Origin of the sequence: Collimonas arenae (assembly GCF_000786695.1) — a bacterium.
GTDB lineage: Bacteria > Pseudomonadota > Gammaproteobacteria > Burkholderiales > Burkholderiaceae_D > Collimonas > Collimonas arenae_A.
Window position 1 is genome coordinate 3,197,424 of sequence record NZ_CP009962.1, and the last position, 23,247, is coordinate 3,220,670.

General features: G+C 55.5%; 22 protein-coding genes and 2 tRNA genes. 10 read left to right on the forward strand and 14 right to left on the reverse strand.

Annotated features, from left to right (window positions below):
- Nucleotides 1-118: 118 nt before the first annotated feature.
- Nucleotides 119-451, reverse strand: a complete 333-nt coding sequence (locus tag LT85_RS14130; protein WP_052135536.1) for a cupredoxin domain-containing protein — start codon at nt 449-451, stop codon at nt 119-121.
- Between the two features lie 36 nt (nt 452-487).
- On the reverse strand, nt 488-1,030 hold the full coding sequence (locus LT85_RS14135; protein WP_038489800.1) for an iron transporter: 543 nt from the start codon (nt 1,028-1,030) through the stop codon (nt 488-490).
- 291 nt (nt 1,031-1,321) lie between these two features.
- Between LT85_RS14135 and LT85_RS14140 the strand changes: the two genes are divergently transcribed.
- Nucleotides 1,322-1,398: transfer RNA gene (locus LT85_RS14140), tRNA-Arg, on the forward strand.
- Nucleotides 1,399-1,470: 72 nt separating this feature from the next.
- A tRNA-Arg gene (locus tag LT85_RS14145) sits at nt 1,471-1,547 on the forward strand.
- Between the two features lie 73 nt (nt 1,548-1,620).
- On the opposite strand, the gene LT85_RS14150 is transcribed toward LT85_RS14145, so the two are convergent.
- Both LT85_RS14150 and LT85_RS26635 read right to left on the reverse strand, forming a co-directional pair.
- On the reverse strand, nt 1,621-3,483 hold the full coding sequence (locus LT85_RS14150) for an aspartyl protease family protein (protein ID WP_172656984.1): 1,863 nt from the start codon (nt 3,481-3,483) through the stop codon (nt 1,621-1,623).
- Between the two features lie 385 nt (nt 3,484-3,868).
- Entirely contained in the window at nt 3,869-4,105 is a 237-nt protein-coding gene (locus tag LT85_RS26635) for a hypothetical protein (protein ID WP_156117531.1), read from the reverse strand.
- Between the two features lie 218 nt (nt 4,106-4,323).
- Here LT85_RS26635 and ompR point away from each other — a divergent pair, with 218 nt between their 5' ends.
- The gene (ompR, locus tag LT85_RS14160) at nt 4,324-5,085 is read left to right on the forward strand and encodes an osmolarity response regulator transcription factor OmpR (RefSeq protein WP_301280466.1); all 762 of its coding nucleotides are present in this window, start codon (nt 4,324-4,326) and stop codon (nt 5,083-5,085) included.
- 51 nt (nt 5,086-5,136) lie between these two features.
- A complete protein-coding gene (locus LT85_RS14165; protein WP_038489810.1) occupies nt 5,137-6,477 on the forward strand; it encodes a sensor histidine kinase in 1,341 nt (446 codons plus the stop codon).
- Between the two features lie 62 nt (nt 6,478-6,539).
- Here the strand turns inward: LT85_RS14165 and ispF are convergent, their stop codons facing one another.
- Nucleotides 6,540-7,025, reverse strand: coding sequence for a 2-C-methyl-D-erythritol 2,4-cyclodiphosphate synthase (gene ispF, locus LT85_RS14170; protein ID WP_038489813.1), 486 nt, complete (start codon nt 7,023-7,025; stop codon nt 6,540-6,542).
- Between the two features lie 52 nt (nt 7,026-7,077).
- Nucleotides 7,078-7,770, reverse strand: coding sequence for a 2-C-methyl-D-erythritol 4-phosphate cytidylyltransferase (ispD, locus tag LT85_RS14175; protein WP_052135188.1), 693 nt, complete (start codon nt 7,768-7,770; stop codon nt 7,078-7,080).
- A gap of 148 nt (nt 7,771-7,918) precedes the next feature.
- On the opposite strand from ispD, the gene mfd reads away from it, so the two are divergent.
- The 5 genes from mfd to LT85_RS14200 all read left to right on the forward strand — a co-directional run bounded on the left by mfd (nt 7,919) and on the right by LT85_RS14200 (nt 14,201).
- A complete protein-coding gene (mfd, locus tag LT85_RS14180; RefSeq protein WP_038489818.1) occupies nt 7,919-11,359 on the forward strand; it encodes a transcription-repair coupling factor in 3,441 nt (1,146 codons plus the stop codon).
- A gap of 49 nt (nt 11,360-11,408) precedes the next feature.
- On the forward strand, nt 11,409-12,257 hold the full coding sequence (gene serB, locus LT85_RS14185) for a phosphoserine phosphatase SerB (protein ID WP_038489821.1): 849 nt from the start codon (nt 11,409-11,411) through the stop codon (nt 12,255-12,257).
- 57 nt (nt 12,258-12,314) lie between these two features.
- Nucleotides 12,315-12,677, forward strand: a complete 363-nt coding sequence (locus tag LT85_RS14190; protein WP_038489823.1) for a DUF4870 family protein — start codon at nt 12,315-12,317, stop codon at nt 12,675-12,677.
- 75 nt (nt 12,678-12,752) lie between these two features.
- A complete protein-coding gene (locus tag LT85_RS14195; protein ID WP_052135189.1) occupies nt 12,753-13,289 on the forward strand; it encodes a GNAT family N-acetyltransferase in 537 nt (178 codons plus the stop codon).
- A gap of 144 nt (nt 13,290-13,433) precedes the next feature.
- The gene (locus tag LT85_RS14200; RefSeq protein ID WP_253273551.1) at nt 13,434-14,201 is read left to right on the forward strand and encodes a class I SAM-dependent methyltransferase; all 768 of its coding nucleotides are present in this window, start codon (nt 13,434-13,436) and stop codon (nt 14,199-14,201) included.
- Between the two features lie 84 nt (nt 14,202-14,285).
- On the opposite strand, the gene LT85_RS14205 is transcribed toward LT85_RS14200, so the two are convergent.
- From LT85_RS14205 to phaC, 6 genes are all read right to left on the reverse strand, one after another.
- Nucleotides 14,286-15,449, reverse strand: a complete 1,164-nt coding sequence (locus LT85_RS14205) for a cystathionine beta-lyase (RefSeq protein WP_038489829.1) — start codon at nt 15,447-15,449, stop codon at nt 14,286-14,288.
- Between the two features lie 14 nt (nt 15,450-15,463).
- Complete coding sequence (locus LT85_RS14210) at nt 15,464-15,916, reverse strand: hypothetical protein (RefSeq protein WP_038496246.1); 453 nt, start codon at nt 15,914-15,916, stop codon at nt 15,464-15,466.
- On the reverse strand, nt 15,913-17,295 hold the full coding sequence (rimO, locus tag LT85_RS14215) for a 30S ribosomal protein S12 methylthiotransferase RimO (RefSeq protein ID WP_038489832.1): 1,383 nt from the start codon (nt 17,293-17,295) through the stop codon (nt 15,913-15,915). Before rimO ends, LT85_RS14210 begins: the two co-directional genes overlap by 4 nt.
- A 108-nt stretch (nt 17,296-17,403) precedes the next feature.
- Complete coding sequence (phaR, locus tag LT85_RS14220) at nt 17,404-17,970, reverse strand: polyhydroxyalkanoate synthesis repressor PhaR (RefSeq protein ID WP_038489835.1); 567 nt, start codon at nt 17,968-17,970, stop codon at nt 17,404-17,406.
- A gap of 227 nt (nt 17,971-18,197) precedes the next feature.
- Complete coding sequence (locus LT85_RS14225; protein ID WP_038489839.1) at nt 18,198-18,938, reverse strand: 3-ketoacyl-ACP reductase; 741 nt, start codon at nt 18,936-18,938, stop codon at nt 18,198-18,200.
- A 155-nt stretch (nt 18,939-19,093) separates the two neighbouring features.
- On the reverse strand, nt 19,094-20,890 hold the full coding sequence (gene phaC / locus LT85_RS14230) for a class I poly(R)-hydroxyalkanoic acid synthase (RefSeq protein ID WP_038489841.1): 1,797 nt from the start codon (nt 20,888-20,890) through the stop codon (nt 19,094-19,096).
- Nucleotides 20,891-20,958: 68 nt separating this feature from the next.
- Between phaC and LT85_RS14235 the strand changes: the two genes are divergently transcribed.
- Nucleotides 20,959-21,219, forward strand: a complete 261-nt coding sequence (locus LT85_RS14235; protein WP_038489844.1) for a hypothetical protein — start codon at nt 20,959-20,961, stop codon at nt 21,217-21,219.
- A 24-nt stretch (nt 21,220-21,243) separates the two neighbouring features.
- Here LT85_RS14235 and pgeF read toward each other — a convergent pair whose 3' ends face one another.
- Nucleotides 21,244-22,059: a peptidoglycan editing factor PgeF gene (gene pgeF, locus LT85_RS14240; protein WP_038489847.1), complete on the reverse strand. Its 816-nt coding sequence runs from the start codon at nt 22,057-22,059 to the stop codon at nt 21,244-21,246.
- 67 nt (nt 22,060-22,126) lie between these two features.
- Nucleotides 22,127-23,182, reverse strand: coding sequence for an RluA family pseudouridine synthase (locus tag LT85_RS14245; protein WP_038489850.1), 1,056 nt, complete (start codon nt 23,180-23,182; stop codon nt 22,127-22,129).
- Nucleotides 23,183-23,247: the final 65 nt, after the last annotated feature.

A 23,247-nucleotide genomic window follows, 5' to 3' on the forward strand; every position in this document is an offset into this window, starting at 1 on the left:
CTCGAATCTCCAGTCAGTTGAGGATAGAACCGCCCGCTGCCAGGTTTGTCCGGCAACTCATCAGCCCTACCCTGCAATATCTACAAACACAACCAATCTCGGCCCCTATATGGGGGCATTATTTAGCAACGATGACGCCCTGCGCAGTCGCATGAAAATCATCGAAAAACTTGTACTCGCCCGGCGACAGCGGTGCAATCACAACGAATGATTCGGCACCTGGCGCCAAGACTTTTTCCTTGCGTAGCTGGACGCTTTCAAATTCCACCGCTGACTTGCCGAGATTATGAATTTCGATTTTGATTTTCTTGCCGGCGGGGACTTCGATCCGTGCCGGGTTCAATACGCCATCTTTCATTTCCAGCTTGAAGGTCGGCAAATCGGCAGCGAATGAAACAGCCGCCACAAAAAACAGGCCGGAACCTAACAGACCGCGTACTTTGGCAGACATCATGGTCATGCTCTCCAATCGGAAACTCATGAGAAATTAATACCCGCCTTTTTTACCAACACCAGCGAAGGTGAACTCGTTGACCACTTCAAACGGCTTGAACCAGGCGCCGACGCCGGTTTCCTTGTCGACATGGCGGCCAAAGTGCGCACCGGCATTCGCCGACGGCGGCGAGATGATCATCTTCAAAGTATACTTACCTGGCCCTGCCAGCTTGACGTTGTCGCCGTAATGCGGACCATCGCTAGCCACCATCGGCATCATGTCGCCCTTGATCACCTGGGTCGAACCGGCTTTGGTGAATTCGTAGGAGATGACAAGACTCGGCATCCAGTCGCCTTCGGCAAAACCATTTGGATTATTCTTTACAGCATGAATGTCGGCTTCGACATGGATGTCAGACAGTTCTGCCTTGCGCATCATGCCTTCCGGCTCCATTTTGATCGGCTGCAGATAAACCGCCGCAATCTCAAGACCATTCATGATTTGCTGCTTGCCAATCGGGTACTCGGCCGCTGTTGCAGCACCAGCAATACCAAGGGACAACAACAAAGCCGCCGCGATCATTCTTATCTTCATGTGATAAACCTTCTTTCCTGAGCAACAAATGATAATGATTATTGTTAATTATAGCATCTGGCGACTTTGCTTATTTCCCAGACCTTGAAGGACTTCATAGTAAGAAATTAAAGATCAAAGGTAGAAAATTGAAAATAAAGCTTCCCAATTTGCAATGATTCAGGCATAGTAACGGACTTGGTTGAGCGCAAGCAGAAAAAGAGATTTCCTCCGCAAGCGATTGAAAATATGGAGTTTTTAAATATTTTTCTCTTCCAAATTAAACAAAGCTAATATATAATTTTGTTTTTCGCGGCTGTAGCTCAGCTGGATAGAGTACTTGGCTACGAACCAAGGGGTCGTGGGTTCGATTCCTGCCAGCCGCACCAGCAATTCCGAGGGGTTGCAAGAGAAATCTTGCAACCCCTTTCTATATATGAGTATGCGATTTTAGTTTTTTTGCGGCTGTAGCTCAGCTGGATAGAGTACTTGGCTACGAACCAAGGGGTCGTGGGTTCGATTCCTGCCAGCCGCACCAGTAGTACAAGGGGTTGCAAGAGAAATCTTGCAACCCCTTTCTGGTTTACGTCGCGCTTTTTCAATCGGCTTGCTTATACCTGGTCGGCCAACACCAGGGTCAGGGTTCGCTCGCCACCCTTGCTCTTCACGCCAAGGACAAATTTTGTTCCAGGCGTACCTTTGAACTCCTCCCGCAAGTCGTAAATTGCAGTGTCCTTGGCAGATTTGCCGTTGATACTGACAATTTCATCGCCGGCAGCAAGCCCAATCTCCGCTGCCGCACTCTGATTGGCCACATCACCCACCATGATATCGCCGCCCTCCGCCCTGGAGATCCACAGGCCGGAACGATCGAACGCCTGCAACTTGCCGGCCTGCAGATTGGCTTGCAGCCAGATGTTCTGGTGCGCATAGTCGAAAGTCACCGTGAACCGTTTCAGCAGATCGCCGCCGATATTGCCAGCAGTACGCGTGGCGTTAGCCGCGCCGCCCTTATCCGTAATGAGTTCAGTCACCGGCGCTGCAATCACAACCGGCCCAAGCGTAAGTTTGCCGGCTCTCGCCAACAGCGCCTTGGAGGGGCCGCCGACACCGTAACCCACGGTCGCCGTGCGGGTCGCATGGTATTTATCCACCAGCCCGTTGGCGTCGGCGAAGGTACGCATCACCGTCAGCGCGCCGCGCGAACCGGTATCGATTTCGAATTCACCGGTAAAACCGTCCAGCGTGCCGGCCACCATCGGGATATGGCTGTCAAAGGTAAATGGAATTGGCGGTACATCCTTGGGCGGATGAAACGCCTCTTGCTTCGTAAAGGTCAAAGTACGCTTCGCATAATCGATCGTCAGCACCGCGCGTTTAACGAACTCATAACCCAAAAGTCCGGCTGATTTAATGCCTTCAATCGCGCCCCATCCGGTCGAATTTTCAGTGCCAAATACCTGATCGGGAAGCGTCAGTCCGCCCAGCGAGACACTTTTGACCTTGGCCAGGCCAAAATCCTCGACCTTGTCGCCAAAGCCGCCGCCAGGCAATGCTCCCTCTACCGCGACACCCAGCACCTTGGCAGCGTTGGTGTCGAGAATATTGGTGGCGCCGGTATCAAAGACAAACAGTTGCGGTTGTGCGCCATTGATGGAAGCTTCCACGTAAATATGATTATTCAGCAGCCGAAACGGCAAGGTCACAGAATCCTGGCCTGTCGGCCATTGCGCCGAATTCTTTGGCGGCGCCGGAGGTGCATAACGACTCTCCTGCCCCACAGCTCCTAGGGCGATGGATGCAACCTCACCTATGGCATCGTATTTGGGATTGTTGGCGGTTCTTTGAATGGTTTTCCTTGGCAGCAAAATACCGTCAGCCTTGGCGAAATCTGAAAAAATAAACGTCGCCGGCTGCACGCCGGTCAATTGAATTTCACGCGCTACCAAATGGGTTGCAGGATCAAACCAGATTTCAAAAGGCTCAGCTCCTTTGGGGGTGAATTTTACCGACTCATAGGTCTTGCCATCGGCCTGCCTGGCACCGCTATAGTCCGCGGTACCGGGAAAGCGGTCGGGGAACAAAAAGGCGTAGCCGCTGCGATAGGCGTCTTGAATCGCGCCGGCGGTCGCCTCGCTGCTCTTTTCGATGCGCACCTCCTTGGTGGCATCGGTAGTCCACGCCTGCTTGCCGTCCCAGCCATTGCTGCCTGACGTTGGTCCGAGCACATAACTGCCAGAATTATGCAGGGAGCCGAGATCTTCCCAGTTTTCATAATTGCCGCTCAAGCCGCCTGCCGAAATCTTGCCGGTTTCATGCAAGACCATCGCCTTGCTCCATGCTGCCGGGCTGCCCATGGCGTCCCTTGCCGCCGCAATCAACATATCTGCCCTGGACAGCTCCGCCAGGACATTAGCCGACACAAGGAGGGCCGCGACAACAAATACAGGGGAAAGAAACTCTAAACGGTTCATGCAATGCTCCAAAAAGATTGAAGTAGAAATTAGCCTTGTTTCATGAGCAATCCACAGAAAATCCGCACTGGATAACTGCAGCACGATCGACATCATTCGTTTCGCGCCGCGTTATTATTTTCGAAGAGCGCCAGCCATTTGCATGATAAAGTTGCCCGTAAGCACAAAATATCATCGAAAGGCTACTCCGTACAGTCGGCGCAGTTTTCCGCAAACAGCCCTCATTTGATGAAAATGACGCCCCTCATGAGAAATTTGTTATGCCATTTTTACTGCCGCTGGATGTCACTGGATATATTCATACACATGCAGACAAAAAAGACAGGCGAAAAAAAACCGGCGATCTTCATCACCGGTTCGTTGGACCAACACAGATCGCGCAATATCAACGTCGTTGCGGATAAATATCGCGGCCTGCCCTGTCGATTTGCTGGCGCAAGGCGCGCCGCTCATCCGGCGACATGCGGTTTCGCGCATTACCTTCGCCTTGTTCGGCGTTGCGCTCGCGATTTTGCCACTGCTCATCTGGCGCTTGGCCACGGCGTGGCTCATACTGAGAAGGCGGCATGCGACGCTCGCCACGCTCCTCAGGTACTCGGTCGGAACGTGCAGATGCGCTCATTATTGCCGACAGCAACAATAAACAAACACTGATTTTCCGAAACATCATCATCATATGGACTTCTTCTGTGTATTCAGGATAACGGTTAAGATTTAATCGTCACAAATTAAGTGTAAGCTCCCCCATTAATCGGCATAAGACGTTTTTGGTAAAGTTTGTAACACTTTGTAATCCATGGCACCTAACTGTATTTTTGATGCGCACTCTGAAGTTACCATATGACCATGAATACGATCAACACCCCAACACAAACATCCACCGCCCACCAACATAAGATTTTGGTGGTTGACGACGATATCCGATTGCGCGATCTGCTGCGACGCTACCTGACCGAGCAAGGCTTCCAGGTGGTCACGGCGGAGAATTCACAGGCCATGAACAAGCTGTGGATACGCGAGCGCTACGATCTTCTGGTGCTTGATCTGATGCTGCCGGGCGAAGACGGCTTGGCCATCTGCCGCCGCCTGCGCGGCGCCGGCGACCAGACACCGATCATCATGCTCACCGCCAAAGGCGAAGACGTGGACCGTATCGTCGGCCTGGAAATGGGCGCGGATGATTATCTGCCAAAGCCATTCAATCCACGCGAACTGGTGGCCCGTATCAGCGCAGTGCTGCGCCGCAAAGGTCCGGAAGAATTGCCCGGCGCACCGTCGGAGACGCCGCAATCCTTCGAGTTCGGCGAATTCATACTCGACCTTGGCACCCGTACCTTGAAAAAAAATGGCGAATCAATTCCCCTGACCACCGGTGAATTCTCCGTACTCAAGGTATTTGCGCGGCACGCACGGCAACCGCTGTCGCGTGAAAAGCTGATGGAACTGGCGCGTGGCCGCGAATATGAAGTATTCGATCGCAGCCTCGACGTGCAAATCTCGCGCCTGCGCAAGCTGATCGAACCGGATCCAGCCAGCCCGCTGTATATCCAGACGGTGTGGGGACTGGGCTATGTGTTCATTCCGGAAGGCCAGCCACGTTGATGCCTGTTTGCGTAGCAAGGTTATCCAACAAGCGTTGCAGCAGGTGGCCTCATGGCAGGAACTAACCGCCTGGCGTGGCTGAAAAGCGGTCTGCTGTGGCGGACCTTTTTCATGCTGGCGTTCCTGATCACGGTCAGCATGGTGACCTGGATCGCCAGTTTTCGCATCGTCGAGCGCGGTCCGCGGGCGCAGCAACTGGCCGCGCAAATCATCTCGATCGTCACCATCACCCGCGCCGCCCTGACCCACTCCGCGCCTGACTTGCGGCGCGAATTGTTGTTCGACCTCGCCAGCAACGAAGGTATCCGCATCTATCCGCTGGAAGACACCGACCAGATCGATCCTCCTACCGACGACGCCTTGATGCCGGACGTGGAAAAGGAGATACGTTCCAAGCTCGGCAACCAGACCCGTTTTTCTTCCAGGGTCAACGACATCAGCGGTTTCTGGGTCAGCTTCAAAATCGACGGCGATGAATACTGGCTTGTGCTAGACCGCGACCGGGTGGAGCGTGGCTCCGGCGTACAATGGCTGCAATGGGCCAGCGTGGCGTTGATACTGTCGCTGCTGGGAGCGATGTTCATTTCTACCCTGATCAACCAGCCGCTATCGCGCCTGACCGCCGCAACCAGGGCGGTCGCCAAAGGCCTGCAGCCCGAACCCTTGCCGGAAACCGGGCCAACCGAGATTGAAGAAGCCAACCGCAGCTTCAACCAGATGGTCAGCGACCTGCAACGCATCGAATCCGACCGGGCGATTATCCTGGCCGGCATCTCGCATGACTTGCGCACGCCGCTGGCGCGCATGCTGCTTGAGGTCGAAATGGCAAACCTGTCCGATGACGCGCGTGGCGGCATGCAATCCGACCTGGCGCAAATGGATGGCATCATTGGCCAATTCTTGCACTATGCCAAACCGACGGATACCAGCAGTTTTGAGAAAATCAACCTGAGCGAGTTGATCGACAACGTGGTGCAAACGGCGGAACGCCAGGCCGACATCCGGATCAAGACCGATATTGCGCCGGGCATCCATATTTCCGGCAATGAAACCGAACTGCGGCGCGTACTGAACAACGTCATCGAAAATTCCCGCCGCTACGGAAAAAAAGACGGCGACGACTGCGTTGATATCGATATCAACTGCCAGGCGCGGCAGGATCGGGCGATCGTCAACATCGCAGATCACGGCCCAGGCATTCCGGACGGCGAGATAGACCGGTTGTTGCGGCCGTTCACTCGCCTCGATGTCGCCCGCGGACAAGCCAACGGCTCAGGACTGGGGCTGGCGATCGTCAGCCGCATCATCAAACAGCATGGCGGCAAACTACGGCTCAGCAATCGCGAAGGCGGTGGCCTGAACACCCAGATCGACATGCAACTGAAAGCGTAGCGTCAAAGGCAGGCTGACCCACTGCAATGCAAGCCTGCCTGCGATGCGATGAATCCGATTGATCAGCGCAGGAATAGCAAAGCGACCGCTTCAGCGGCAATTCCCTCTTCCCGTCCCAGATAGCCAAGTTTTTCATTGGTTTTGGCTTTGACATTGACCTGGTTGACCGCGACTCCGCAATCTTCGGCAATGTGCGCCACCATTTGCGGAATATGCGGCGCCATTTTCGGCGCCTGGGCGATGATGGTCGAATCGATATTGCCGATTGCATAGCCGGCGGCGGCGATCAGGCGGACCGCCTCGCGCAGTAATTTGCGTGAATCGGCGCCCGCAAACTGCACATCGGTATCGGAAAAATGGCGGCCGATATCGCCCAGCGCAGCCGCGCCGAACAAGGCATCGATAATCGCGTGTAGCAAGACATCTGCATCAGAATGCCCCAGCAAACCGGTTTTATGCGGGATAGTCACGCCGCCGATAATCAGTGGCCGCCCGACTTGCAAAGCGTGGCAATCATAGCCCTGGCCGATGCGAAATTGTTGGCTCATGGATATACCTTTAAATGCGAGTTTTTTAAATACAGCATGGTTAATTTCAACATTATTCCTTTAAAAACATTTCGGCCAACGCGACGTCATGCGGCAGAGTCACTTTGAAATTACGCGGACTACCTTCGACCAGACGTGGCTGCAAGCCTAGCAACTCGACCGCGCCAGCCTCATCGGTGACCGCATCGGCCAGGATCAGGGCGCGTGTCAGCAAGCTGTAGCGGAACATTTGCGGCGTTTGCGCAGCCCACAGCGCAGCACGTTCGACGGTTTGCGCCACGCGGGCATTCTGATCGCCGCGCTTCAGCGTATCGACCACCGGCAACGCCAATAATCCGCCCACCAGATCGCCCCCCAGCGTCGTGATCAAGTGCTGGATCAAACTCTGGGTAAGTCCCGGCCGGGCGGCGTCATGCACCAGTATCCAGTCTTCCTCGTCAACCTGCTGCCTGATCGCCTGCAAACCGTTCAATACGGACTCCTGACGGCTGGCGCCGCCGTGAAACAGCACCGTCACCCGCCCCTGCAAATGTGGCGCGGCGGCCATCAGGTCGGCAATATAGCCGTCATCGGCGCTAACCACGACGAATACGTGGCTAATCAGGCTGGCAGCGGCAAAAGTAGTCAATACATGCGCCAGCATCGGCTGGCCGGCCAGTTGCATATATTGCTTGGGAATCGTCGCTCCCAGCCGGGTGCCGACGCCGGCGGCGGGAATCAGGGCAAAATAGCGGGGTGTATTCATGCGCGGGCTCAGGGAAATCGGCGTTCAGGCTGGTGGTTTATAATGCGGCTCTGAATTTTAACTGTCAAATCAGGCGCTTTGTGGCTTTTTTCGACCACCAGCCGTACACGCGTTTGCTTTATCGTTTGTTTCAAGTTAACAGGCTCTAATGTCCCTAGATCTAGAAGAATTGCTGCCCAAGCCGGCCACCCAATTTGCCTTGCCTGCCTTGCACGGCTCGGCCGATGCGTATGCGTTGGCGCAAGCCGCGCTGGCGCTCAAGCAGCAACAGCGCATGCTGGTGGTCGTGGTGGCCGACGCCACCGACGGCCAACGCCTGCGGACAGAAATTCCCTGGTTCCAGGCAAGCTGCGAGCAGTCCAACGGCTTGCGTTGCCATTTGCTGCCAGACTGGGAAACCCTGCCCTACGACGCCTTTTCGCCGCATCAGGATCTGGTATCCGAACGTCTGGCGACACTGTACGAAGTGCAGAGTGGTCATTGTGACGTCTTGCTGGTACCGGCTACTACAGCGCTGGTCAGGATGGCTCCGCCGTCTTTCTTGGCTGGTTATACCTTCTTTTTCAAGCAGGGCGAGACGCTGGACGAAGCGCGCCTGAAAACGCAACTGACGCTGGCCGGCTACGGCCATGTCAATCAGGTCATGTCTCCCGGCGAGTACTCGGTGCGCGGCGGTCTGATCGATATTTTCCCGATGGGTTCGGTCCTTCCGTACCGGCTAGACCTGTTTGGCGACGCCATCGAAACCATCCGCACTTTCGATGCCGATACCCAGCGCTCGCTCTACCCGGTCAAGGAAGTGCGCTTGCTGCCCGGCCGCGAATTTCCTATGGACGAAGCCGCACGCTCCGCTTTCCGCAGCCGCTGGCGCGAAGTATTCGAAGGCGACCCTTCACGTTCGGCAATATACAAGGACATTGGCAACGGCATCGCCTCAGCCGGCATCGAATATTATTTACCCCTATTCTTTGAAGAAACCGCGACCCTGTTCGACTACCTGCCGACAAACGCCACCTTTGCGCTGGCAGGCGATATCGACGGCGCTATCCAGCGCTTCTGGGGCGATACCCAATCGCGCTATAAATTCCTGAAATCGGACCGTGAACGGCCTTTGCTGGCGCCGGAAGCCTTGTTTTTAACCGACGAAATTTTCTTTGGCCTGGTCAAGCCCTTTGGCCGCTGGGTGATCCAGCGGAGCGATGCCGCCTCAGACTTGTCGGCGCCGATTCCCAACATCGCAGTCAACCGCCGCATCGACGATCCGCTGACCAACCTGCGCGCCTACCTGCTGCAAACCGACCGCCGTGTGATGATCTGCGCCGAAACCAACGGCCGCCGCGAAACCTTGCAGCAGTATTTCAACGAATACAACCTGCCGCTTGCCCTGTGCGACGGCTATGCCGACTTTATTGGCTCGCCCCAAAAACTGATGCTGGGCGTAGCGCCGCTGCACGCTGGTTTCGAGTTGCCGCAATACGTCTTCATCACAGAAACCGAGCTCTACGCGGGATCCGGCCGCAGGATCGGCAAGAAGAAACAAGAAGGTGTGACTCAGGTCGAATCGATGGTGCGCGATCTGTCGGAACTCAAGATCGGCGATCCGGTAGTACACATCAACCATGGCATCGGCCGCTACATGGGCTTGCTGAGCATGGATCTGGGTGAAGGCGAGACCGAATTCCTGCACCTGGAATATGCCAAGGACACCAAGCTGTATGTGCCGGTCTCGCAATTACATGTGATCTCGCGTTATTCCGGCGCCTCGCCGGAGGACGCACCGCTGCATGCGCTCGGATCCGGCCAGTGGGAAAAAGCCAAGCGCCGCGCCGCGCAGCAAGTGCGCGACACCGCGGCAGAACTGCTTAACCTGTACGCCCGCCGAGCGGTACGCCAGGGCCATGCTTTCGAATATTCCGCCCACGATTACGAAGCATTCTCCGAAAGCTTCGGTTTTGAAGAAACCGCCGACCAGGCTGCCGCCATCAATGCCGTCATCAAGGACATGACCAGCGGCAAGCCGATGGACCGCCTGATTTGCGGCGATGTCGGCTTTGGCAAGACCGAGGTCGCCTTGCGCGCCGCCTTTGTTGCGGTACTGGGCGGCAAACAAGTCGCCATCCTGGCGCCAACTACCTTGCTGGCGGAACAGCACGCGCAAACCTTCACCGACCGCTTTGCCGACTGGCCGGTGAAAATCGCCGAACTGTCGCGCTTCCGCTCCGGCAAGGAAATCACACAAGCCGTCAAGGGTATGGCCGACGGTACGCTCGACATTGTCATCGGCACCCACAAACTGCTATCGGACGATATCAAGTTTTCGCGACTGGGGCTGGTAATCATCGACGAAGAACACCGCTTCGGCGTGCGGCAAAAGGAAGCGCTCAAGGCCTTGCGTTCCGAAGTGGACGTGCTGACGCTGACCGCCACACCGATCCCGCGTACCTTGGGCATGGCGCTGGAAGGCCTGCGCGAATTCTCTATCATCGCTACTGCGCCGCAAAAGCGCCTGGCGATCAAAACCTTCGTCCGCAGCGAAGGCGAATCGACCATCCGTGAGGCATGCCTGCGCGAGTTGAAACGCGGTGGCCAGGTTTACTTCCTGCACAACGAAGTCGAAACCATACAGAACCGCAAGGCAATGCTGGAGGCTTTACTGCCGGAAGCCCGTATCGCTATCGCCCATGGCCAGATGCATGAGCGCGATCTGGAAAAAGTCATGCGCGATTTTGTCGCCCAGCGCTTCAACATCCTGCTGTGCACGACGATTATCGAAACCGGGATTGACGTCCCGACTGCCAACACCATCATCATGCACCGCGCTGACAAGTTCGGCTTGGCGCAGTTGCACCAGTTACGTGGCCGGGTCGGCCGTTCGCATCACCAGGCTTACGCTTACTTGCTGGTGCACGACGTGCAAGGCTTGACCAAGCTGGCGCAGCGCCGCCTGGACGCAATCCAGCAAATGGAAGAGCTCGGCAGCGGTTTCTACCTGGCGATGCACGACCTGGAAATCCGTGGGGCCGGCGAGGTGCTCGGTGATAACCAGTCCGGCGAAATGCATGAGATCGGTTTCCAGCTGTATTCCGACATGCTCAATGAAGCGGTACGCGCCCTGAAAAATGGACAGGAGCCTGATCTGGCGGCGCCATTGTCGACCACCACCGAAATCAATCTGCACGTCCCCGCCCTGCTTCCCAATGATTATTGCGGCGATGTGCATGAACGTTTGTCGATCTACAAACGACTGGCGAATTGCAGTGCGCAAGACAAGATCGACGACCTGCAGGAAGAATTGATCGACCGTTTCGGTAAGCTACCGGATCCTGCCAAGGCGTTGATCGAAACGCACAGATTGCGGATTTCCGCGAAATCGATCGGCATCGTCAAAATCGATGCGCATACCGATTCGGCCTTGCTGCAATTCGTGCCCAACCCGCCAATCGACGCCATGCGCATCATCGACCTGATACAAAAGAACCGCCATATCAAGCTGAATGGCCAGGATAAATTGCGCATCACCGTCAACATGCCCGATCTGGCAGCGCGCCTGACGCAGGTCAAGACAACAATCAAAGCCCTGGCCGGGTAAGTCGAACAACAGATAGCTCCATCAATTTTCACGAAACCGATACCGACACATGAACCTGATCCTGCAAAGCCTGAACGCAGAACGCGACGCCATTGACCGCATTGCCGCACTGACCGGCGTTGCCGCAACCGACATCTCCAGCGGCGGTCGCCATGCATGGCGCTGCGACGGCATCGCATTGAGCGAATCGTTGAAAGCGCAGCTCGACGCCAGCTGCTATAGCGCGCAAGTCGACTATGCCTTGTTGCTATCCTCTCCGAAATTGAGCGATTTCAAATTGCTGGCGATGGATATGGACTCAACCCTGATTACCATCGAATGCATCGATGAAATCGCCGATATGCAGGGTTTGAAGCCGCAAGTTTCGGAGATCACCGAAGCCGCAATGCGCGGCGAACTGGAGTTCAACGAAAGCCTGACCCGGCGCGTCGCCTTGCTCAAAGGCCTGGATGCATCGGCTTTGCAACGGGTGTATGACGAACGGTTGCAATTGTCGCCCGGCGCAGAAAAAATGCTGGCTGCGGCCAAGGCTGCCGGCATCAAGACCTTGCTGGTTTCGGGAGGTTTCACCTTCTTCACAGACCGCATGAAAGCTTCCCTCGGGCTTGATTACGCGCACTCCAATGTGCTTGAAATCGTCGACGGCAAGCTGACCGGCAAAGTGCTGGGTGGCATCGTCAACGCCGAAGAAAAACAGCGCACGGTCGAACGTGTCTGCGTCGAGTTGGGTATTGCCGCCAATCAGGCGATTGTCATGGGTGACGGCGCCAACGATCTCAACATGATGAGCGTCGCCGGCCTGTCGGTCGCCTTCCGTGCGAAGCCTGTGGTACGTAAAAAAGCCAGCGTGGCCTTGAATTTTGTCGGTTTGGATGGCATCTTGCCTATATTGGCGTGATTTCTACTGAAATCGACGCCTAGGGATACCGTTAAATCCTCTACTTGAAGGAAAAACATGGCGAACGAACTGGTTTTTGATAGCAAACTGCATTCCGAGAAGAACCTGGCCTGGTGGCTCTACCTGTTTCACGCCGCAAGCCTGCTGTTCTCTCTGGGTGCATTTTCCTGGATTCCATTGATTATCAACTATGTAAAACGTCAGGATGCAGCCGACAGCTTTGTGTACAGTCACCACAATTGGCAGATCCGCTCGTTCTGGTGGTATCTGCTGTGGATGTTCGTGGGTGGTGCGCTATTCCTGACCGTCATCGGGATTCCGCTGGCATTCGTGGTGTGGGGACTGGCCTGGCTGTGGAAAGCCTATCGCTTGCTGAAAGGCTTGATCGATTTGAATGACAACAAGGCAATGCCGGCATAATCTCCTCCTCAGGCAGCCTGCAAACGCAGGCTGTCGCGGCATTGCACCCCCCTTCCCAGCACACATCTTCAAGGCATGAGCAACAATCTTACCTCGCCTGCGGTCCGCGCCATGCATGACAACGACATTGCGTCCGTCATGCGGATCCAAGCCGAGTGCTATCCGCCATCCATGCAGGAATCCGAAGAAGTATTTCGCGCCCGCCTGGCGCTCACTCCTACCACTTGCTGGATCTGGTCGCTACCTAGGCAAAGTGCGGCAGCTTATCTGTTTTGTTACCCGTCGCAAAAGGATGCGATCACTGCGCTGGGCGACCAGTTCAAGATCGCGGCGATGCCGGATTGCTTGTACCTGCACGATCTCGCAGTATCGCCAAGCGCCCGCGGCCAGCGTGCGGCCAATACATTGGTGGCGGCAGCGCTGAACCATGCGCGAGGAAACGCCATGGCATGGAGCGCACTGGTATCAGTGCAGCAGTCGCAATCATTCTGGGGGACACTCGGCTATGCATCTGTAGAGGTCCAACATTCCCCTGCCAGGGAAAACCTTGACAGCTATCGAGTGGCCGGCAACCAAAACGCCCCGGTTTATATGTTGCAACGGCTGACTTAGCTACAGCAACAATGATCTGCTATGATGGATCTTCAATAATCGCCCGCAATTCACGGGCATCGATGACATGGGGGCTGGGTATGCATGCTTGCGTTTCTTTTATGAGTGAAAAAAACATCAACCACTTTAAAGGAACGCGCCGCCATGGCCATTTCTACTTTTGCACAAGATCGGTTCAAGTACACCACCATCGCCCATAACGGGCATCATTACTGCAGTCCGCTTTCCCCGAACAGAGCCGCCGAATTACTAGCAGCGCTGCAACTGCAACCTGACGCCTTGGTATTGGATGCAGGTTGCGGCAAAGCTGCGTTACTGCGCGATTTGTTGAAATCGCAGCCAGTGCGCGGCGTCGGCGTCGACATCAATTCATATTTCCTTGCTGAAGCGTCTGATGCTTGGGTCGCCAGCAATCCGGACGACGATCGGCTGACCTTGATCGAGAGCGAGGTCAAACATCATCCGTTTCCGGCCAGTGGCTATGACGCCATTCTTTGTATCGGATCGACGCACGCGTTCGACGGGTTCGAGCACTGCCTCACTATCTGCAAGCAGTGGTTGAAGCCCGGCGGCAAGCTGTTGGTCGGCGAAGCCTACTGGAAACAACGCCCTTCAGATGAATACCTGGCGATTCTCGACGCCAGGGAAGATGAGCTGACCGGGCATGCTGAAAATGCCAAGCGCACTGTGGCGCACGGTTATACACTCCGCACAATGGCGGCGAGCAACGACGATGAATGGGATCAATACGAGCGCATGTACTGCGCTGCAATCATGCAATATATAGCGGCGCATCCTGAAGATCCTGATGCCCAGGCCTTTGGAGACAGAGCTCAGCGCTGGTACGACAGCTATCTCGCATCGGGCAGATCGACACTGGGATTCGGCTACTATCTGCTGCAAAAGAACTGATCTGCCGCTAACACGTAAAAAAGCCGACCTGGCGGGTCGGCTTTTTTATTTCGATCATGCCAAGGCAAGATCCGGTATCAGTTTTTACATGACAGCGAAGGCTTGTTCAATGTCTGCAATCAAATCCTGCGGATCTTCCAGACCGATATTGAAGCGCACCAGGATACCCTTGTCTTGCCAGTTACTGCGCATGCTCTGAATCCGGTAAGGCACGCATAAACTGTTGGCGCCACCCCAACTGTATCCGATCTTGAACAGTTGCAGACTGTCGACGAAACGGTCGGTCTGTTCTTCGCTATAACGATCATTGAATACGACCGAAAACAAACCCGCCGCGCCTGTAAAGTCGCGCTTCCAGATATCGTGCCCCGGACAATCCGCAAACGCCGGATGCAGCACGCGGCTGATTTCGGGGCGTTGCTTCAGCCAGGCGGCGATTTTACGCGCAGCCGCATCATGCGCTTCGAAGCGCATTTTCATGGTCGGCAGGCTGCGCAGCACAAGATAGGCATCATCCATACCAACACCAAAACCCAGCCTCATGTGCGCTGTCTGCAGACGCTGGTTGAGTGCGGCATCACGCGTGATCACAGCGCCCATCAGGATGTCCGAGCCACCAGACTGGTATTTGGTCAGGGCGTGCATCACGATGTCGACGCCAAGGTCGAAAGCACGCAAGGCGAGACCGGCGGACCAGGTGTTGTCGATTGCGACCAACACGCCCTTGGCATGGGCTGCCCGGCAAATCGCAGGAATATCAGGCATCTCCATCGACACCGAACCTGGCGCTTCGGTCCAGATCAGGCGCGTATTCGGTTGAATCAGGTCAACGATGCCCGCGCCGACCAACGGGTCGTAATAACGCGCAGTGATACCGAAATCACGGGCCAGCCAATTGCCCAGATCACGGTTCGGGTTATACACATTATCCGGCAGCAGCACATCGTCGCCGCTCTTCAGCAAGGCCAGATCGACCATCGTGATCGCCGCCAGGCCGCTCGGCGCAAGCAAACAATGCTGGCCGCCCTCGATTTCCGCCAGCCTCGCCTCTAACGTAAACGAAGTCGGCGTACCGTGCAAACCGTAGGTGTAGCTATTTTTTTCTTGCCAGTTCCGCGCACGCATTGCGGCGACGTTCTTGAACAGCACCGTGGAAGCGTGGTGTATCGCGACTGGAAATGCGCCAAAACCATCAGGCGCCTGATAATCGCTGTGGATGATCGCCGTTTGAAGCTGTTTTTTTGCCATATTATTTTGAAGAATTATTTGACTGGCCTGGCGCTTTGCGCCGGGCCTTGAACCGTCAACACAAATGGTTTCGTCACTGCGTCATCGGTGGTCGACCAGGTACCAGTAAAAATGCCGCCAACCAGCGTCCCGGCCCATTCGCCGGATACGTCCTTGCCGTTGACCGATTCTTCCATGATGACATCGGTATTTTCCGACTCGCCGGCAAGCAATATCTTGGCCGTTTGTCCTGCAATCACATAGCTGCCCTGAATGCCCTCGGTAGGGTCGGGTTTCAATTGCAGATGCATCTCAATCTTGGCGTCGCCCAGAGTGCCGCGCAAGGTCAGCGGTTTGGCGAACAAGTTTGGAGCAGCTAGCGCAGCAACTGGTACAGCTGCTGCGTCATTGTTGCTATCCGCGAATGCCAAACCAGAACCCAGGCCAAGCAACAACGCCAACGAAACTACGAACTTCCCTGCCATCATGCAGCTGCCCATAAATCATGCGCATCGGATGCAGTAATGGTGACATCGACAAACTCACCGACCACCAGCTTCTTGTGCGGTTCGTACGGCGGCTTGACGTAGACCACGCCATCGATTTCAGGCGCATCGGCGCTGGAACGGCCGACGCCGCCGCTGCGATCGACGGAATCGATCAGCACGCGCATGGTCTTGCCGACCTTCGCTTGCAAGCGCTTCTTGGAAATCTCTTCCTGCAACTGCATGACGCGGCCGCGGCGTTCTTCGCGCAGTTCTTCCGGCACCGGATTATCCAGCGCATTGGCGGTCGCACCTTCTACCGGAGAATAGGCAAAGCAACCGAGACGATCGATCTCGGCCTCTTTCAGGAAGTCCAGCAGATATTCAAATTCAGCTTCAGTCTCGCCCGGAAAGCCGGCGATAAAGGTAGAGCGGATCGTCAGATCTGGACACATCGCGCGCCAGGCCTGGATGCGCTCGATATTCTTTTCGCCGCTGGCCGGGCGCTTCATCCGCTTCAGGACATCCGGATGCGCATGTTGCAAAGGCACATCCAGGTATGGCAGCACCTTGCCTTCGGCCATCAACGGGATGATCTGATCGACGTGCGGATAGGGATAAACGTAGTGCAGACGGACCCAGGCGCCGTATTGCGCAGCGATCTCGCCCAGTGCGGTAACCAGTTGCGTCATGTGGGTCTTGACCGGCTTGCCGTTCCAGAAACCCATGCGGAACTTGACATCGACGCCGTAGGCGCTGGTGTCTTGAGAAATCACCAGCAATTCCTTGACGCCAGCCTTGAACAGATTCTCGGCTTCCATCATGATATCGGCGATCGGACGCGACACCAGGTCGCCGCGCATCGACGGAATGATGCAGAAGCTGCAACGGTGGTTACAGCCTTCCGATATCTTCAGATAAGCAAAATGCTTGGGCGTCAGCTTGATGCCCTGCGGCGGCAACAAATCGATGAACGGAGCATGCGGCTTCGGCAAATGCTTATGGACAGCAAACATGACTTCGCCGACAGCATGCGGGCCGGTCACTTCCAGCACTTTCGGGTGAATCTTTTGAATGATGTCGTCGCCGTCGGCGTCTTTTTTCGCGCCCAGGCAACCGGTAACGATAACCTTGCCGTTTTCGCTCAGCGCCTCGCCGATGGCGTCCAGCGACTCCTGCACAGCAGCGTCGATAAAACCGCAAGTGTTGACGATGACCAGGTCAGCGCCCTCATAAGACTTGGCAGTTTCATAACCTTCCGCACGCAATTGAGTAAGGATTTGTTCGGAATCAACCAGTGCCTTAGGGCAACCAAGGGAGACGAAACCGACTTTAGGGGCTGTTGCAGGTGCAGCTGACGCTGCTGGAATGACTGTGGACATGACTGAAATGGGGTCAAAGCAAAGTCGCTATTGTACCCCTTCCACTGCCATGGTTACCCGTCATGGGCTCTAAAAACCTGTCACGTGGTCAAGAGCCTGTACTGGTAATTATTTTTTTGTCTTGTCGCCTGGTGGCGGCGGTGCGAACGGGAATGTGCCAAACATGTTCTTGGTCTGGTTTTGCATCTGCTCCTGCATCTGGATAAACAGGCCCTTGCTCTGCTCGATGTAGTTGCTCATCATCCCTTGCATCATCGGTCCCTGGACATTCATGAACTGAGTCCACATTTCCGGGCTAAAGGGCTTGCCTTCATATAGGCCCTTGGAATTTTCGGCGAGCTTGTTCTGGATATCGATAAAGGCTTGGATATTCTTTTCCAGGTAGGAGCCCATCATTCCTTGCATAGCGTGGCCGTAGTAGCGAATGATTTGCGACAAAGCCGCGCTGGAAAACATCGGCGTGCCGTTGGACTCTTCTTCCAAAATGATCTGCAACAGGATACTGCGCGTCAGATCGTCATCGGTCTTGGCATCCAGCACCACAAATTCTTCATTGTCCAACACCAGTTGCTTGACGTCGGTCAGCGTGATGTAGGAACTGGTTTGCGTATCGTACAGGCGACGATTCGGATATTTCTTGATCAAGCGTTCAGACGTCTTTTTTGTAGTAGTCATTTCTGTCCCAGGTTACTGCGCCATAACACGTTTTAACTATGCTGCGCCGTGTATCGATTTGCTGCAGCACTTCATTATATTGCGCAAAACATGTACAAAGGCTTTATAGGGAGATTTATTGCATTGCAATATAAACAAGGCAACCCAACAAGCAATCCAAGCTAGGCATCTAGATATCCCGCGTGAACCGTCGACGCGCTTCACGCGGGATAGGCAAACGGGCCAGATTAGCCCATGTGCAAGCCGCCATTCAGCGAGAAGTCGGAACCGGTGGCATAGCCGCCTTCATCCGACACAATCCAGGAAATGATGGAGGCAATTTCCTCCGGCTCACCTAGGCGCTTGACCGGAATCCCGGCGACGATTTTTTCCAGCACATCCGGCCGGATGGAACGCACCATATCGGTACCGACATAGCCCGGAGAGACGGTATTGACTGTCACGCCCTTGGTCGCCACTTCTTGCGCCAGCGCCATGGTGAAACCATGAATCCCGGCTTTGGCGGTCGAATAGTTGGTTTGGCCGAACTGGCCTTTCTGGCCGTTGACCGATGAAATATTGACAATCCGGCCCCAGCCGCGATCCGCCATGCCATCGATGACCTGTTTGGTAACGTTAAACAGCGAATTCAGGTTAGTGTCGATCACCGCATCCCAGTCAGCCTTGGACATCTTGCGGAACTGGCCGTCACGCGTGATGCCGGCGTTATTAATCAGGATATCGATTTCGCCGATCTCAGCCTTGACCTTCTCGAACGCCGTCTTGCAGGATTCCCAGTCGGAGACATTGCCTTCCGAGGCGTGAATATCAAAACCCTTGGCGCGCATGTCAGCCAGCCATTTATCCTTGCGTGTCGAATTCGGGCCGCAACCCGCGACCACAGTAAAGCCATCTGTGCAAAGACGAGTACAAATTGGGGTGCCGATACCGCCCATTCCCCCGGTCACATAAACGATTCGCTTTGCCATCTCTTGTCTCCTTCAAAAAAACAATTCAAAAAACGATCTGCCATCCACTTACTGACTTGCTGTTTGCCCTACTGTCTTCCGCACTTTGAGGTGTCTTGTTTTCATCTATCCTTGTTCTGCAACGGTCCCGCACTTAGCTCGTACTCATTTTGCACTTACTCCGCCCTGACTTTGACATAACTTCCCGGCGCCGGTTCGATGACGTCGTGCTTAGTATTTCCTAATTTGCGCGGCGCTGCTACTTGTTTTCCTGCATGCCCGGATAAAAATTCCGCCCATTCGGTCCACCAGCTGCCCGGATGCTCAACGGCGCCGGCCAGCCAGGCGTCGGAATTTTCCGGTATTTTCTTGCCGGCGCCCTCGTTGGCTTTGTTGGTCCAGTAGCTGCGCTTGTTCTTGGACGGCGGATTGATCACACCGGCGATATGGCCAGAGGCGCCCAGCACGAAGCGATTCTGCTTCGGTTTCTTTGGGTTAAGCAAAGAGAGCGAGGCATAGGCCGAGGCCCAGGGAACGATGTGATCTTCACGTGAGGCGTAGATGAAGGTTGGCGCATCAATCTTGCCGAGGTCAATCTTTTGGCCACCCACCGACAGCTTTCCAGCATCCTTCAGCGAATTATCCAGGTACATATTGCGCAGGTAATAGCAAAACATCGGTCCCGGCAAATTGGTGCTGTCGGCATTCCAGTACAGCAGGTCGAAGGAACTCGGCTGCTCGCCCTTGAGGTAATTCGATTCGACATAGTTCCACAGCAGGTCATTCGGCCGCAGACTGGAAAACGCTGAACCGAACTCGCGTCCTGGCATCAGCCCGCCTTGGCCGATCGCCTGCTCGCGCATGCGTATTTGCATGTCGTCGATATAAACATCGAGGATACCGGTATCGCTGAAATCCAGGAAAGCTGTCAATAATGTCAGGCTGGCAACCGGATTGATTTTGGTCGCCGCCAGCTTCGCCAGCGCAGTCGACAAGATCGTGCCGCCGACGCAAAAGCCGAGCGCATTGATCTTGTCCTGGCCGGAAATTTCCTGTACCAGCTTGATCGCCTGGATGGCGCCATCGTCGATGTACTCGTCCCAGGTAGTATGCGCCAGCGATTCGTCGGCATTGCGCCAGGAAATCAGGAACACGCTGTGTCCCTGCTCCACCGCGTAACGCACCAGCGAGTTCTGCGGCTGCAGGTCGAGGATATAAAATTTGTTGATGCAAGGCGGCACGATCAGCAAGGGCCGCTGGAATACCTTGGCCGTCAGCGGCCTGTACTGAATCAGTTGGAACAGGTCGTTTTCAAATACCACCGCGCCTTCGGTCGTCGCCACGTCCTTGCCGACTTCAAATGCCGATTCATCGGTCTGCGATACCCGACCCTTGTGTATGTCCGCAATCAGCTGCGCAATACCCTTGGTCAGGCTTTCACCATTAGTCTCGACGATTTTCTGTTGAGCCGCGGGATTGGTCGCCAGGAAATTTGACGGCGCCATGGCGTCGATCATCTGCTGCACCGTAAAGCCGATCTTGCGCTTGATCTTCGGCGGCGCATCGAGCGCATCCACCATCGCTGTCAGGAAATGCGCATTGAGCAAATACGCCGCAGCATTAAATGCATATAGCGGATTGCCGTGCCAGGCGGCAGCGCTAAAGCGGCGGTCGTCGATGGCGGGCAGCCGCGCCGCCAGCATGTCTTGCCACAAGGCAGAGAGCCGTTGCGTGTACTGCGCTTGCAGCTTTTCCAGCGCCGCCGGATCCAGCGAAATACCCAGTTCACCCAGCCCCGCAGCGACCGTCGCGCTCTGAGCGTGCGCAGAGCTATTCAGCGCGCCCAGAAACATATTGGGATCGCCGATCTTGCTAAGCTGCTGAAGAAATTGCGGATTGAAGGCTTGATTGAATTGCTGCGAGAGTTGCAACAATGCGGCAGGATCGAAAACAGAAAAATTAGGCGTATTCATGCGATGACCGTTGTTTTGGCTTATTTTCGTGTATCTTTTATCGGATTGACTCTAAAGCAGGAACCATAATGTACATCGTCGCCATCGCCTGGATCTACGTCGTCTTCATGATGGCCATTACGGAAGCTAACGCGGTTGCCGGTGTAATGACATTTCTGCTGTACGGTGTTTTTCCTTTGTCAATTGTTTTATACCTGATGGGCACACCGCAGCGCAAGAGAAATCGACAGCGCGCTGAAAACTCTGCGCAGCTGGCAGCTCAGGAAAAAGCCACACCAGCCGCCGCCGCAGCCGAACAACCGCTGGCTCCGGCAAAAAAAACAGAATAAGGCAGAGTACGAAACAGACGCCACTTATTTTAGCCAGATCAGCGACGCCATGCGGCCGGTTACCCGGTCGCGGCGATAAGAATAACAATTTATATCTGTTACCGTACACAAGCCGCCACCGTAAATTTGCGTCACACCAGCCTGCCCCAAAGCGATTCGCGCCAGTTGGTAAATATCTGCGAGATACTTGCTTGGCCGCTGCGCAATCGGCGTAAAACACGCCTGAGTTTGCGCCATGCGTGCTGCGGGCGTCATTTCGGCAGATGCGCCGACAGCCGCTTCAGGAGCTTGTGCTGTATCGGTAAATGCCTGAAGAACATCGGCGCCGACTTCGAATTTTCCAGGCCCGATAGCCGCACCTAGCCAAGCCACAATCGGTCCAGCGCCAGAAGCCCGCATGCGCGCCACGGTATTCTGCAATACCCCACCCTGCAAGCCGCGCCAGCCAGCATGCGCAGCGCCAACCACCCGGCCATTGACGTCAGCAAACAAGACCGGCAGACAATCGGCGGTCTGAATTGCGCAGACTACCCCGGGGCGGGTTGCAATCGCTGCATCTGCTTCGACAGCCCCAGGTACATTATCAACCTCACCCGCATCCACCACGTGATGACCGTGCACTTGCGTCAGCCACAGCGGCGAGGCCGGCAACAAGACGCCCAACAGCGCACGATTCAGCACCACGGCTTGCGGCGCATCCTCGACATGAGCGCCAATGTTCAGCCCTCCGCCGCCATTGCCGTCGTCGTAAGGTCCCTGGCTGACGCCACCGCTGCGCAAAGTAGCGAGAGCGCCGATGTTGGCTGGCACGCCGGCCCAGTTCGGAATAATCAAATGCATGTGCTTAGGGTTCCCAGCTTTCCATTTTATCTACGAAATTAGCAGCTGCTCCTGCTCAAATAACCGCTTATTCCGGCACGCTCATGCCCGCCTTGGCCAGCAGGTCGGCGAAGTCCTGCGGCAATGGAGCAAACCATTCGCAGGACTTGCCAGTAGTCGGATGGATCAAACCGAGACGCGACGCCTGTAATGCCTGACGCGGAAATGCCGGCATCAGATGTTGCTTGCCATACAAGGCGTCACCCACCAGAGAAAACCCAAGCGACTGCATATGGACGCGAATCTGATGCGTACGCCCAGTTTCCAAGCGACAACCCATCAGACTGACCGGGCGCCGGTCCAGCAAGCCGGTTCCCAGCCGCTGGTAATGCGTAATGGCCGGCTTGGCGATCAAGCTGTCGGAAACCGCCATCTTGATGCGGTCACGTGGATGACGCGCCATCGGGCTATCGACGGTGCCGCTCAACTGCGGCGTGCCCCACACCAGCGCCAGATACTGGCGCTTGACTGTGCGCGCCTGCAACTGACGCACCAGGTCAGTCTGCGCTTCCAGTGTCTTGGCGACCACCATCAACCCGCTGGTATCCTTATCCAGACGATGTACGATGCCGGCGCGCGGCACCCCCACCAGCGACGGCCAGCGAAACAGCAAGCCGTTCAGCAAAGTGCCGGACCAGTTGCCGGCTGCAGGGTGAACCACCAGGCCGGCTGGTTTGTCAATGACGATGATCGCTGCATCTTCATAGACGACTGAAAGCGGCATGTCTTCCGGAGTAAATGCCTGCTCGTCAGGAGCAGGCTGCGGCAACACCACCACGGTTTCGTCGCCGTAGGTAGTCAGTTTGGTGGTGGTGCAGACTTTGCCATCCACGGTCACATGGCCGGCTTCAATCCATTGCTGGATGCGGCTGCGCGAATATTGCGGCACCAGGCTCGAAACTACTTTATCAAGACGTGTTCCGCACACATCAGGCGTTAATTGCAATACTATCGGCGCGCTGGCCGTCGCGACATCGCCATCATCGTTGGCTTCGTCGAGGTCATCGATATTGACCTCTAAATCGGCGTCTGGCAGACTTTCAGCCAAATTTGGCTTGGTAAATGACATCAGAGGAAGTCCCATCGGCTATAATCAGTGAATCGTTAAGTTATTACGCTAACCAATGTGGCTGAAACGCGCAATTACAG